Source organism: Pseudoalteromonas sp. NC201 (assembly GCF_002850255.1).
Classification (GTDB): Bacteria; Pseudomonadota; Gammaproteobacteria; order Enterobacterales; family Alteromonadaceae; genus Pseudoalteromonas.
In genome coordinates this window covers 2,529,828-2,542,848 of the sequence record NZ_CP022522.1, presented here as the reverse complement: position 1 = coordinate 2,542,848, position 13,021 = coordinate 2,529,828, and the positions used below count along the sequence as shown (strand labels likewise).

General features: G+C 43.7%; 13 protein-coding genes and 4 tRNA genes. 15 read left to right on the top strand and 2 right to left on the bottom strand.

Annotated features, from left to right (window positions below):
* Positions 1-181 precede the first annotated feature (181 nt).
* The gene (locus PNC201_RS10820; protein WP_010377574.1) at positions 182-979 is read left to right on the top strand and encodes a M48 family metallopeptidase; all 798 of its coding nucleotides are present in this window, start codon (positions 182-184) and stop codon (positions 977-979) included.
* Positions 980-1,006: 27 nt separating this feature from the next.
* Here the strand turns inward: PNC201_RS10820 and PNC201_RS10815 are convergent, their stop codons facing one another.
* Positions 1,007-1,513 (bottom strand): M48 metallopeptidase family protein, encoded by a 507-nt coding sequence (locus PNC201_RS10815; RefSeq protein ID WP_102057038.1) that lies wholly within the window; start codon positions 1,511-1,513, stop codon positions 1,007-1,009.
* Positions 1,513-2,280, bottom strand: a complete 768-nt coding sequence (locus PNC201_RS10810) for a DUF72 domain-containing protein (protein WP_045989769.1) — start codon at positions 2,278-2,280, stop codon at positions 1,513-1,515. Before PNC201_RS10810 ends, PNC201_RS10815 begins: the two co-directional genes overlap by 1 nt.
* 275 nt (positions 2,281-2,555) lie before the next feature.
* On the opposite strand from PNC201_RS10810, the gene aspS reads away from it, so the two are divergent.
* From aspS to PNC201_RS10735, 14 genes are all read left to right on the top strand, one after another.
* Positions 2,556-4,340 carry an aspartate--tRNA ligase gene (gene aspS, locus PNC201_RS10805; protein ID WP_102057037.1) on the top strand — a complete coding sequence of 595 codons (1,785 nt, stop codon included), beginning with the start codon at positions 2,556-2,558 and terminating at the stop codon, positions 4,338-4,340.
* 123 nt (positions 4,341-4,463) lie between these two features.
* Positions 4,464-4,985, top strand: a complete 522-nt coding sequence (gene ruvC / locus PNC201_RS10800) for a crossover junction endodeoxyribonuclease RuvC (RefSeq protein ID WP_010605128.1) — start codon at positions 4,464-4,466, stop codon at positions 4,983-4,985.
* Between the two features lie 2 nt (positions 4,986-4,987).
* Positions 4,988-5,605, top strand: a complete 618-nt coding sequence (ruvA, locus tag PNC201_RS10795; RefSeq protein ID WP_010605127.1) for a Holliday junction branch migration protein RuvA — start codon at positions 4,988-4,990, stop codon at positions 5,603-5,605.
* Between the two features lie 2 nt (positions 5,606-5,607).
* Positions 5,608-6,612: a Holliday junction branch migration DNA helicase RuvB gene (ruvB, locus tag PNC201_RS10790; RefSeq protein ID WP_010605126.1), complete on the top strand. Its 1,005-nt coding sequence runs from the start codon at positions 5,608-5,610 to the stop codon at positions 6,610-6,612.
* 991 nt (positions 6,613-7,603) lie between these two features.
* Positions 7,604-8,308, top strand: a complete 705-nt coding sequence (tolQ, locus tag PNC201_RS10780; RefSeq protein WP_010605125.1) for a protein TolQ — start codon at positions 7,604-7,606, stop codon at positions 8,306-8,308.
* Positions 8,295-8,723: a protein TolR gene (tolR, locus tag PNC201_RS10775; protein WP_010377593.1), complete on the top strand. Its 429-nt coding sequence runs from the start codon at positions 8,295-8,297 to the stop codon at positions 8,721-8,723. The genes tolQ and tolR overlap by 14 nt, the downstream gene beginning before the upstream one ends.
* Positions 8,723-9,664, top strand: coding sequence for a cell envelope integrity protein TolA (gene tolA, locus PNC201_RS10770; RefSeq protein ID WP_010605124.1), 942 nt, complete (start codon positions 8,723-8,725; stop codon positions 9,662-9,664). The genes tolR and tolA overlap by 1 nt, the downstream gene beginning before the upstream one ends.
* Positions 9,665-9,673: 9 nt before the next feature.
* Entirely contained in the window at positions 9,674-11,032 is a 1,359-nt protein-coding gene (gene tolB, locus PNC201_RS10765) for a Tol-Pal system beta propeller repeat protein TolB (RefSeq protein WP_102057036.1), read from the top strand.
* A 40-nt stretch (positions 11,033-11,072) separates the two neighbouring features.
* Complete coding sequence (gene pal, locus PNC201_RS10760; RefSeq protein ID WP_010605122.1) at positions 11,073-11,609, top strand: peptidoglycan-associated lipoprotein Pal; 537 nt, start codon at positions 11,073-11,075, stop codon at positions 11,607-11,609.
* 12 nt (positions 11,610-11,621) lie between these two features.
* Positions 11,622-12,374, top strand: a complete 753-nt coding sequence (gene ybgF / locus PNC201_RS10755) for a tol-pal system protein YbgF (protein WP_102057035.1) — start codon at positions 11,622-11,624, stop codon at positions 12,372-12,374.
* A gap of 149 nt (positions 12,375-12,523) precedes the next feature.
* A tRNA-Lys gene (locus PNC201_RS10750) sits at positions 12,524-12,599 on the top strand.
* Positions 12,600-12,628: 29 nt separating this feature from the next.
* A tRNA-Lys gene (locus PNC201_RS10745) sits at positions 12,629-12,704 on the top strand.
* A 29-nt stretch (positions 12,705-12,733) separates the two neighbouring features.
* A tRNA-Lys gene (locus PNC201_RS10740) sits at positions 12,734-12,809 on the top strand.
* Positions 12,810-12,838: 29 nt separating this feature from the next.
* Positions 12,839-12,914, top strand: a tRNA-Lys gene (locus PNC201_RS10735).
* Positions 12,915-13,021: the final 107 nt, after the last annotated feature.

Genomic DNA, 13,021 nt, shown 5'->3' with positions numbered 1-13,021 from the left:
AGAGACGCTTTATATGGAAATGGAACTCGGTGCACTAGAGTGGAGCAACGAAAAGACGGCGTTCTGATCAGCAGAAGTTCATGAAAAATTTTTTATATTGTACTAAGTTAGTCTCGTTAAGTGACGAAATTGCGGTAAACTTAGAGAAACTTAAGTTATAAAATAAGAAAAGGAACAAGTTATGAAAAAACTGGTTCTCGCGATAGCTGTGGCAGCAACGCTTGCTGGCTGCAAAACATCGCCTACCGGACGCACTCAGTTAGCACTCTATTCCGAGCAGCAAATGGACCAAATGGGTGTTGCAAGCTTTGAACAAATGAAGCAAGAGCAAAAAGTTGATACTGATGCTAAAACCAATCGCTACGTTAAGTGTATTGCAAATGCCTTAATAGCACAACTCCCAGCAAACTACGCAAACCAGCAATGGGAAGTTGTGGTATTTGAAGATGACTCTGCTAATGCATTTGCACTACCCGGCGGCAAAATCGGGGTTCATACGGGGATTCTCAAAGTTGCAGAAAACCAAGATCAACTTGCTGCGGTGATGGGCCATGAAGTAGGACATGTTATTGCTGAACACGCTAATGAGCGCGTATCGCAAAACAGTGTGTTGCAGTTTGGCCTGCAAGCAGGGGCGGCGGTGCTTGAAATGAATAATATCGAATATCGCAATGCCATTATGCAGGGATTAGGTCTTGGCGCGCAGTATGGTGTCGCGCTGCCATTTAGCCGCTCTCATGAAAGCGAAGCGGACGTTATCGGCTTAGATCTAATGGCCAAGGCTGGCTTTAACCCTGAAGGCTCGGTTGCGCTTTGGCAAAATATGGCGAAAATGAGCGAACAGCGTCCACCAGAATTTATGTCGACGCACCCTGCGCCTGAAAATCGAATTAAGCAATTACAAGCAAACATGACAACTGCCCAAGCAACCGCTAACAAAGCGCGTACGGGTGGTTTTGCACCAAGCTGTAAACGCTAATTTCTCAAAACACCAATTACCCTTAAGTTAAGTGTAATTGGTGTTGCCTTCTGTTTCACACATCAGCATAAATAGCCGTAACTCTAGCTCAAGTTGATGATAGTGGGGTTCCATATGCTGACAAAGCTTGTAAAACGCCTTGTTATGGTTTTTCTCTTTAAAGTGCGCTAGCTCGTGTACAACCAATGCTCGTAGCACTGCCTCGGGTGCGTGTTTTAACTGTGCTGCGATGTGTATTTGGTGCGACGTTTTTTGTTTTTGCCCGTGTCGTGTGGTTTTGAACGTATGGGTTCCTAACGCATTCAATACCATATTGTTGCGCTTCTCAAACTTGGCCTGCGATACCCGTGGGGTATTTTTTAAGTACTGCTGTCTTAATCCTTCCACATATTCGTAAAGTAGCTTATCGCTTTTGATTTGATGCGCTTCAGGATAGCGGCTTTTGAAAAAAGCACTGAGTCGCTTGCTCTCTATTAATTGAGTGACTTGAGTCTGGACTTGCTCTGAGTAGTTTAAAAAATAGGGATGGGACATTAAAACAGCGCCTCTTGCTTTGCTTCTTTTTCAGCGGGGAATGGATTGCTTACTTGATGATGTATCTCTAAATCAGCGATAAATTGTCTTGCTAAAAATGGCGCATCAAAATTGTCTGCGGTATGGAAAAACACATAAGGTGATTTACCTTCGCTGAGCCATTGATTGAGTTTAGTTAACCAAGGCTGATAAAAGTCTCTATTAGACTCAAGCTGAGAGCAACCAACAAATCGCAGAATAGGGCTGTCTCCAGTGGCAATTGCATGCACAGGTAATCGCGGCTTCTTTTGCTGTGCATCTACTATCGCAGGGGTACTGGCAGGCTCGCTGAAGAGTGCGCGAGTATCCATCACGATGCGGTTGTAGTTATTTTCGATTAAATATTGGTTGTATCTGCGCTCAGCATCGCCTTTGCGATAAAAGTCCCAATGCCGTACTTCAACACCAACAGTTAGCGCTTTGGGCAACCAAGATAAAAATTGTCGCATTTTATTTATATGTTCAGGCGCAAACTGCGCAGGTAATTGCAGCATTAACACGCCTAATTTAGGAAACAGCGGCGCCATGTTTTTACACCAAGCCAATAATTCATCTTGGCAGTGGCTAAGTGCCATTTCATGACTAAAACGCTTAGGAATTTTAAACGTAAAGCGAAAGTCATCGGGCACTTGTTCTAGCCATTTTAATACGGTCTGCGGATTTGGATCGGCATAAAAAGTCGTATTGCCTTCAACGCTATTAAAAATTTGGCCATACTCTTTGAGCATATTTGTGGCACTACAATGGCTGGAAAATACTCGACCTTTCCAGTGTGCGCTACTCCATTGTGGGCAACCCAGATACAACATAGTGATCAAAACAACGATTAAATGTGTGAATAGTGTATCAGATCCTTAGATTGAGGATGACAATGCAGCGTATTTTTATATAATTGGCGGTTATTGAAAATGAGTCTTAGCGACTGGCTTACCAATACTGTGAATTCATATTGTGTGGTGAGAAGTGATTAGTCGTAAGAGCAAACTGGACTGACAGGAATTTTATGCGCTCTATATACTGCGGAAAACTAAATAAGAGCCATGTAGATCAGGAAGTTGAACTATGTGGTTGGATCAATAAACGTCGTGACCTTGGCGGCCTAATCTTTGTCGATTTAAGAGATAGAGAAGGGCTTGTGCAAGTGGTATTCGATCCTGAAGTGGAAGGCTTAATGGATAAAGCGAATACGTTGCGCCAAGAGTTCTGTGTTCAGATCAAAGGTGTTGTCCGTGCGCGTCCTGAAAGCCAAGTAAACAAAGACATGGCAACCGGTGAAGTTGAGATCTTAGGCACTGGCTTAACCATTATCAACCGTTCAGAACCATTACCGCTTGACTTCAATCAGCAAAACTCTGAAGAGCGTCGTCTTAAGTACCGTTATTTAGACCTACGTCGTCTAGAAATGAGCGATCGCATTAAAATGCGTGCTAAAGCGAGTAGCTTTGTGCGTCGTTTCTTGGATGAAAATGCATTCTTAGACATTGAAACGCCAGTACTAACGAAAGCGACACCTGAAGGTGCACGCGACTATCTAGTACCAAGTCGTGTCCACAAAGGCAGTTTCTATGCGCTACCGCAGTCGCCACAGCTATTTAAGCAGCTACTAATGATGTCTGGTTTTGACCGCTACTATCAAATCGTAAAGTGTTTCCGTGATGAAGACTTACGTGCCGATCGCCAGCCAGAGTTCACTCAGATAGATATCGAAACGTCATTTATGAGCTCAGACCAAGTTCGTGGCGTGACAGAAAAAATGATCCGTGAAATGTGGCAGTCTTTCCTAGATGTGGATTTGGGTGAGTTCCCTGTGATGCCATACAGCGAAGCGATGAGCAAATATGGTTCGGATAAACCAGACCTACGTAACCCGCTTGAGCTTATCGACGTTGCAGACATCGTAAAAGACGTTGAATTTAAAGTACTAAGTGGCCCTGCGAATGACGAAAAAGGTCGTGTTGCAGTACTATCAGTACCTGGTGGCGCACAACTTTCACGTAAGCAAATCGATGAATACACTAAGTTTGTAGGTATTTACGGTGCGAAAGGCCTTGCCTGGATGAAAGTGAACGACCGTGATGCGGGTATCGAGGGCGTACAGTCACCAATCGCTAAGTTCTTGAATGAAGAAGTGATCAATGCACTGCTTGAGCGCACAGGCGCAAACACAGGTGACATTATTCTATTCGGCGCAGACAAGCGTAATACTGTAAACGAAGCGATGGGCGCGCTACGTCTGAAGATTGGTCTTGATTTAGAAATCACAGATCTAACTAAGTGGGCACCACTTTGGGTTGTTGACTTCCCGATGTTCGAAGAAGACGACGAAGGTAACCTACACGCGGTACACCACCCGTTTACCGCGCCTAAAGGCGTAAGTGCTGCGGACCTTGAAGCAAATCCAGCAGGTACACTTTCTGATGCATACGATATGGTACTTAACGGCTACGAAGTCGGTGGCGGTTCGGTTCGTATTCACAACAACGAAATGCAACAGGCTGCGTTCAGGATCCTAGGCATTGAAGAGTCTGAGCAGCAAGAGAAGTTTGGTTTCTTACTTGATGCTCTGAAGTATGGCACGCCTCCGCACGCAGGTTTGGCATTCGGTCTTGACCGTTTGGTGATGCTACTGTGTGGCACTGACAACATCCGTGACGTTATTGCGTTCCCGAAAACGACGCAAGCGTCGTGCTTGATGACTGATGCGCCAAGCCCTGCAAACCCAGATGCGCTAAAAGAGCTTGCTATCTCAATAGAAAAGCAGTTAACAGAGCAAGGTGAAGGCGAGTAAGTTCGTCAACCTGATGTAAAAGAGGCGACTTAGGTCGCCTTTTTTGATCAGATGAACTAGCTTATAACTGGTAATCTATACAGTATTTTGGCATTATAACCAAAAAACCAAGAGACGATGCGTTTGGCTGTCATTTTAGGAATTGATCCGGGGTCAAGATTTACAGGCTATGGTGTGATTGCTCACCAAGGTGCAAAGTTCCAATATTTGGGGAGCGGTTGCATTAAAGTTGGTGAACATGACTTTCCCACTCGATTAAAAATGATCTATCAAGGGATCACACAGCTCATAGAGCAGTTTTCGCCGAGCGACTTTGCGATTGAGCAAGTGTTCGTTGCGCATAATCCAAGCTCAGCCTTAAAACTTGGTCAAGCGCGAGGTGCGGCCATTGTTGCAGCGACCATGCAGTCAGTGGTTGTGAGTGAATATTCGGCAAGGCAAGTTAAACAAGCCGTTGCGGGTACCGGTGGTGCAGACAAAGCCCAAGTACAGGAAATGGTAAAGCGCATATTAAAATTGCCAGGCACACCCCAAGCTGATGCAGCAGATGCGTTGGCGGTGGCGATTTGTCACGCGCACTCAAGGCAAAACTTAATAAAAATGGCAGGCGCAGCGCGTAAAACCGTAAGAGGAAGGTTGAGATAACGATGATAGGAAAATTAAGCGGAACACTGTTAGAAAAGCAGCCACCAGAGATATTAATTGATGTTGCAGGTATAGGTTATGAGGTACAAATGCCAATGACCTGTTTTTATGAATTACCGAGCGTGGGCGAGCCGGTTTCCGTATTTACTCACTTTGTGGTGCGCGAAGATGCGCAGTTACTGTTTGGTTTTAATACCAAGATAGCACGTGCATTGTTTCGCACGTTAATTAAAGCAAACGGAGTCGGTCCAAAGCTCGGACTTGCAATTTTGTCGGGCATGTCGGCAGAGCAATTTGTTAGCTGCGTGAATCATGGCGATGCAACGACTTTGGTTAAGATCCCAGGAGTTGGTAAAAAGACCGCTGAGCGCCTAGTGCTTGAAATGAAAGATAAGCTAAAAGACTTTGGCAATGACTTACTCACACCGTTTAGCGATGCCGCTGTACTTGCGCCGCAAGAGCATCCGACGGTAAGTGATACCCCAGCAGATGAAGCGATTGCAGCCTTAATGGCATTAGGGTATAAACAAGTTCAAGCACAAAAAGCGGTAAAAGCCGTAAACAGAGAAGGCATGACGACCGAGAGTATCATTAAAGACGCTCTTAAATCGATGATGTAACTATGATTGAAGCAGATAGATTAATTGAACCTGAGATCCAAGGTAATGAAGATTTAGTAGATAGGGCGATTAGACCTAAATTACTAAATGATTATACCGGTCAGCCGCATGTCAAAAAGCAAATGGAAATTTTTATAGCGGCGGCACGTTCAAGACAGGAAGCCTTAGATCACTTGCTGATATTTGGTCCGCCGGGTTTAGGTAAAACCACGCTTGCGAACATTGTCGCAAACGAGCTTGAGGTTAATATAAAAACCACCTCGGGACCTGTGCTTGAAAAAGCGGGAGACTTGGCCGCATTGCTCACTAACCTTGAAGAAGGGGATGTGTTATTTATTGATGAGATCCATCGTTTAAGCCCTCAGGTGGAAGAAATTCTCTATCCCGCTATGGAAGACTACCAATTGGACATCATGATTGGTGAAGGCCCTGCAGCACGCTCGATTAAACTGGATTTACCGCCTTTTACTTTGGTTGGTGCAACGACACGTGCCGGCTCATTAACCTCACCATTAAGAGATCGTTTTGGTATTGTGCAGCGCTTGGAGTTTTACTCGGTTGCGGATTTGTCTTCGATTGTAACGCGCTCAGCGCATCATTTAAATCTAGAGATCAGCGAGTCGGGTGCAACTGAAGTGGCGCGTCGAGCGCGCGGTACACCACGAATAGCAAATCGTTTACTACGCAGGGTAAGAGACTTTGCTGAAGTGAAGGGCGATGGCTCTATCACTGAAGAGATTGCACACTTGGCGCTGGATATGGTCGATGTTGATAAATGTGGCTTCGATTATATGGATCGCAAATATCTGCTGGCAATCATAGAAAAGTTTACCGGTGGCCCGGTTGGTCTTGATAACCTTGCTGCGGCGATTGGAGAAGAAAAAGAAACCATCGAAGATGTGATAGAACCATTTTTGATCCAACAAGGCTTTATTCAACGCACGCCAAGAGGACGTATTGTCTCTGATAAAGCCTATATGCATTTTGAGCTAAGCAAGCCAGAATAATCCAAGCTGGGTAACAAACACCTTTGTTCTTCATAGCCGAGTATTCACTCGGCTATTTCATTTCTACATTAGAGTTTTGCAAATCACGTTTGCATAAATCCATAATTTTGTATCAGCTCAATTCAAGCAAGATTCATTACCGCTGAAGTAATTTACCTGTGTTATACGTTGCTTAAACTATTTGTAGACTGCCTCGTCCTTTAAACCAAGTGCTAAATAAAAACCGCAAAATAATCGAGTGTTAAAGAAAACGAGGAGAGTAATAAGGGGCATGCACCAAATTTCAGGCAAAAAAAAGCCCGCAAATAATGCGGGCAAAACAACAAGTTGAAGGAAGTAATCCAGGGAACAAGATGAGTTACTTTGGGTTTTATCCACAAAATGCATCATCTAAGCAATACGAAAAATCAGAATCCTATTGCAAGTAACTGTGCTTTGCTGAAACTTCAGCTGCTCGCTCAGTACAGGGTGTATATTAAAGAGGTTTTGGTTTTTCATCAAACTAGAAAAATTCTTTTTTCAGATAAAAAAAACTAATATCAGAATTTTTATTAAGGCTAAAAAGTGAGCTTAAATGTGGCGATGTATTTGTATAAGTTCATGTAAAATATGGGGTTGTATGTTAAATGCGCAAAATGTAAATATTAGATAATCTGTTGTTAATTGGTAAGACCAATCTGTTTTTTGAGGTTTTATTCTCTATTTGTGCATAAAACTCCTATTTTATGCAGTTTTGGGTCATATTTAGAGACTGTGATGGAGATTGCCGAATTTGCTTAAGTTTGGGTAAAGCAAAGGGAGTTACACTGTTTTGCTCTATTTATCGTCAAATACAATGAATTCGCAGTATTGAGATTGTAAGGTATTTGTAGTGTGGTTAAACTAGCTGAACCTTTTGGTAGTAAATCTAGTCTATCTCTAGATATTGCTCAGTAGAGCGCAAGAATATAAATGGCTACCATTGCCGAAACACTTTTGGGAGTATAATAACGTGGAATCGGGACTAAATTTTGTCGATCTAATTTTAAAAGCCAGTTTTTTGGTACAACTTGTAATGTTGACCCTGGTGGGATTGTCTATTGCTTCTTGGGCAATTATTTTTCAACGTAAAACTGTCATTTCTCAAGCCCAAAGCCAATCAAAGAATTTCGAGCAAAAATTTTGGTCCGGTATGGATCTTAGCAAACTCTATAATGAAATAGCTGCAAGGGCTGGTAGTGCAACAGGGTTAGAAGCGTTATTTGTATCCGGCTTTAAAGAATTTGCAAAGCATAAAAAAGGCAATATCCAATCTCCTTCGATTGTTGTTGAAGGTACTCACCGTTCAATGCGTGTCGCGCTTTCTCGTGAAATTGAAAAGTTAGAATCGAGCCTCTCTTTCTTAGCGACAGTTGGCTCTATCAGTCCTTATATCGGTCTATTTGGTACTGTTTGGGGGATCATGAATGCTTTCATCGCGCTTGGCGAAGTGAAACAAGCGACACTGCAAATGGTTGCACCAGGTATTGCTGAGGCGTTGATTGCAACAGCCATGGGTCTGTTTGCGGCAATTCCAGCGGTTATGGCGTATAACCGATTTGCCAAAAATGTAGAAAAGCTAGAAACTCAGTACATTAACTTTATGGAAGAGTTCGCTAACATTCTTTATCGCCAGGCTGCAACACAAGTAGAGGCAAAACAAAATGTATCAGCGTAAGAGACGTCGTCCCGTCGCGGAGATCAACGTCGTTCCTTATATTGATGTTATGTTGGTGCTGTTAATCATTTTTATGGCAACGGCTCCACTTATCCAACACGGCGTAAAAGTAGACTTACCTCAGATGGAAGAGTCTGAATTGGTTGAAACCAAAGACTCGCCACCGATTATTGCAACCATTGATGCTGAAGGTCGCTATTTTGTTACTGTCGGTACCGATCCTGAAGCACCGATGGATGCCGTAGAAGTAGCTGCGGTGATTAAACTAAAGTTAGAACAAAATCCAGATACTCCTGTGATGATCAAAGGTTCAGGCAGAGTGTCATATCAAGAAGTACTCTATTTAATGGACTTCTTGAAAAAAGCGGGTGTTCCTTCTGTTGGCTTAATGACTAAATCATTTGAGGATGAGTAATGAGTTCATTATCTAGCAGCGTAGTTAAGTCAGTATTGCTTCATGGCGCGATTGGCGGTCTGCTATTTGCTACGGCAAATTTTCAAGTTGAAACACCTACTGTGATGGAAGTCACCTTAAATCCACAGCAGAAAGATCAAAAGCCTGAAAGGGCGGTTTCTGCAGTGTCGGTTGATCAGCAAGCGGTTGAGAAAAAGATTGCTGATTTAAAAAAGCGTGAAGAAGAAAAGCAAGCTGCTGAAGATCGCCGTATTCGCGATCTTGAACAGCGAGCACAGCAAGCCAGAAAAGACCGTGAAGCCGAAGCTCGGCGCATAAAAAAGCTGGAGCAAGAGCGTCAAGCTAAGTTGGAAGAGACTCGCCAAGCTGAGGCGCAAGCTAAACGCGCTCGCGAAATTGAGAAAAAGCAACGTGAACAGGCTGATAAAGCGAGAGCTGAAAAAGCCGCTGCGGAAGAAGCTGCTAAAAAGGCTGCTGCCCAACGCCAAGCTGAGGAAGATCGCTTAAGAAAGGCCGAAGAGGCGAGGAAACGTCGCGAAGCTGAGGAAAAACGAAAAGCTGAAGAAGCGGAGCGTCAACGTCAAAAGGCACTTGAAGAACAAATGCTGCGTGACCAGCTTGCCAAAGAGCAGGCAGCAAGAGCTAAGATCCGTCAACAGCAAGTATTGAGCGAAGTGGATAAGTTTAAAGCGCTTATTATGCAACGCATTCAAGCAAACTTGCTTATTGATGAAACAATGAAAGGTAAACAATGCCGAGTAAACATTCGTCTTGCCTTCAATGGCCTTGTGACGCATGTAGAGTCATTGGGTGGCGATAAGCTTGTATGTGAAGCCGCTATCCGTGCTGTGAAAATGGCAGATACTTTACCTGTTTCTAAAGATAAAGACGTGTTTGAACAGCTTAAGAATATCAATTTAACAATTAAACCAAATTTTTAAAGGACGAACATGCTAAAGAAGTTCACAACCTTATTGCTGGTTTTTACTCTGGGTGTTTCACAGTTTGCGCAAGCCGCACTTGAAATTGTGATAACAGAAGGGGTAGACAGTGCTAGACCCATCGCAATTGTACCATTTAAATATAATGGCACTGGTGAAATGCCGTCGAGTTTAAGTGACGTTATTTCTGCAGACTTGATGCGCAGCGGTAAATTTAAGCCTGTTGCCGAGGCTGACATGCCTCAATTACCAACAACTGACTCGGAAATCGACTACGCTGCATGGGTCGATGCAGGGGTTGAAGCGGTAGTTGTAGGCACCGTGACCCAGCAATCTGCTGGACGTTACTTGGTAAAGTATGAACTGATTGACGTGATCAGAGCACAGCTGACCGGTGGTGAAACTCGCATAATGTCGAATGGTCGCTTAATGCAAAGCGACGATCATGTGCTTGAAGGACGCCAAAGTATTGTTAGCAGTACAGGCTTTAGAAATTACGCGCACCAAATTAGCGACGTAGTATATGAAGCTTTAACAGGTGAGCGAGGCGCATTTAGAACTAAGATTGCCTACATTATCGTGCGTGACGGACAGGATAAGCCATACCAATTAGTTGTTGCCGATTATGATGGTTACAACGAGCAGGTGTTATTGCGCTCAAAAGAGCCGTTAATGTCGCCTGCTTGGTCGCCAGATGCAAACAAACTTGCGTACGTGACTTTTGAAAATCGCCAATCCCAAATTTACATTCAAGATATCTATACAGGAAAGCGTGAACTGATCACTAGCCATCCAGGTATTAATGGTGCGCCACAGTTTTCTCCTGATGGAACTAAATTACTTGCGGTACTCTCTAAGGACTCAGGTGGTGCGACAGAAGTTTATCTAATTGACCTTAAAACTCGTCAAGAAACACGCTTAACTCGACACCGTAGTATAGATACTGAGCCTTCTTGGCACCCAAACGGTCAAGAAATTGTGTATACATCTGAAAGGGGTGGTAATGCTCAGATTTATAAGTTAAATTTAAAAACTGGTAGGTCTAAGCGAGTGACGTTCGACGGCGACATGAACTTAGCAGGTTCGATCACATCAGATGGAAAGCGTCTGATTATGGTTAACCGCACGCTTGGCCGTTACCACATTGCGAAAAAAGAATTAGATTCCGGGCTGTTTCAAGTTCTCACTCGTACGAGATTAGATGAGTCTCCGAGTATTGCACCAAATGGCTCGATGATAATATACAGCACCTTGCACAATAATAAGCAGGTATTGGCATTGGTGTCTATGGATGGTCGTTTTAAGGCAAGGTTACCTGTCTTGGATGGCCAAGTTAAGGCACCAGCCTGGTCGCCGTTTTTACAGTAATTTTGCTGGTTAGATTTATAAAGATATAGGAATATACTCGATGCAACTTAACAAAACTCTAAAAGCCTTAATGGTCGCGTTGCCAGTGATGACACTTGCAGCATGTAGCTCATCTTCAAGTGTTGACGAGGGCGCGGCGAGCGAAAGCAATCAAGCGGCAACCAATCAAGATAATAACACTGTTGACGTAAACACTATTTCTCGTGAGAAATCAGCAGAAGAAAAACTACGAGAGAAATACGAAGCACTACGTCAAGAACAGATCGTATACTTCGATTTCGATAAATCTACTATTCAGAGTAAGTACGCCGAATTACTTCAAGCGCACGCTGATTTCCTAGTGAAAAACCCAAGTGTGAAAGTACTAGTAGAAGGTCACGCAGACGAGCGTGGTACGCCTGAGTACAACATCGCGCTAGGTGAAAGCCGTGGTAAGGCAGTAGCTAAGTACCTTCAAAGCCTTGGTGTTTCTGACAGCCAAATTTCTGTAGTGAGCTACGGTGAAGAGAAACCTTTGGTGAAGTCACGTACAGAAGAAGCATTCGCTAAGAACCGCCGCGCGGTATTGGTGTACTAAGAAAGAGTTATTATGAAGCCGAATACTATTTTGGCAGCATTCTTACTCATGAGCGGGAGCGCCCAAGTTTGGGCTGCTCCCGCTCCTGTTTCAGAAGCTGCAAATTCAAATCAAACACTGGAAGAACGTGTCTCTCAACTTGAGAGTATGATGAGAACTCGCAATTTGCTACAGGCTGAGTTACAGCAACAACTTAATCTGCTGCAAGAAGAAGTAAGCCAAGTACGCGGTGTGACGGAAGAGCAAAGCTATAAGCTTGAAAAAGTGCTACAACGTCAACGTGAGCTGTATCAAGAGATTGAAAATCGCGTTAGCCAAGCTTACGACCAGTCAAAAACAACTGCTGCGGTAACGCCAGATGTCACGCCCGAACAAGCATTTAGCAGTAATCTATCAGAGAATGAAGCGTACGACCGTACTGTAAACATGATAATGAAGGATAAACGCTACGATGCGGCGATCCCTGAGTTTCAAAGTTTCTTGCAGCAGTATCCAAACTCAGTATATGTGCCGAACGCGCATTACTGGTTAGGTCAGCTATTCTTAATAAAATCTGACGATGGTAAAGCTAAGTCTCATTTCGCAACCGTTGTTGATAATTTCCCTGAATCGAATAAACGTCCAGAAGCGATGTTAAAGCTGGGTACTATTATACATAAACAGGGACAAGCAGCAGAAGCGAAGACACTCCTTAATAAATTGATTAAGGAGTATCCAAGTACGACGCCTGCAAAATTGGCAACAGAGCGTTTAGCGAAGATGTAGTTATCACTTTTTGAGCTGAGTGCCTTAAAATTAGGCGCTTAGTCATAAAAAGTGAAAAAAACTAGCTATTTCAGTTGCACTCAAAATTTAAATAAGTATTATAAGCGCCCGCAGCAGGCGATTGGTAACAAAAAACTGCTGCGTTAAGTGGGTCATTAGCTCAGTTGGTAGAGCAGTGGACTTTTAATCCATTGGTCGATGGTTCGAGTCCATCATGACCCACCACTTATAAGCTTTAGAATTCATGTTTGAGCGGGTCATTAGCTCAGTTGGTAGAGCAGTGGACTTTTAATCCATTGGTCGATGGTTCGAGTCCATCATGACCCACCACTTATAAGCTTGCGAATTCGATTTTGAGCGGGTCATTAGCTCAGTTGGTAGAGCAGTGGACTTTTAATCCATTGGTCGATGGTTCAAGTCCATCATGACCCACCACTTATAAGCTTGCGAATTCGATTTTGAGCGGGTCATTAGCTCAGTTGGTAGAGCAGTGGACTTTTAATCCATTGGTCGATGGTTCGAGTCCATCATGACCCACCACTTAATAAGCTTGCGAATTCGATTCTGAGCGGGTCATTAGCTCAGTTGGGTGAAAAAAGACCGAAGCATCGCTTCGCAGCTTTTTGAACGCGAGTCAGGACGACGAG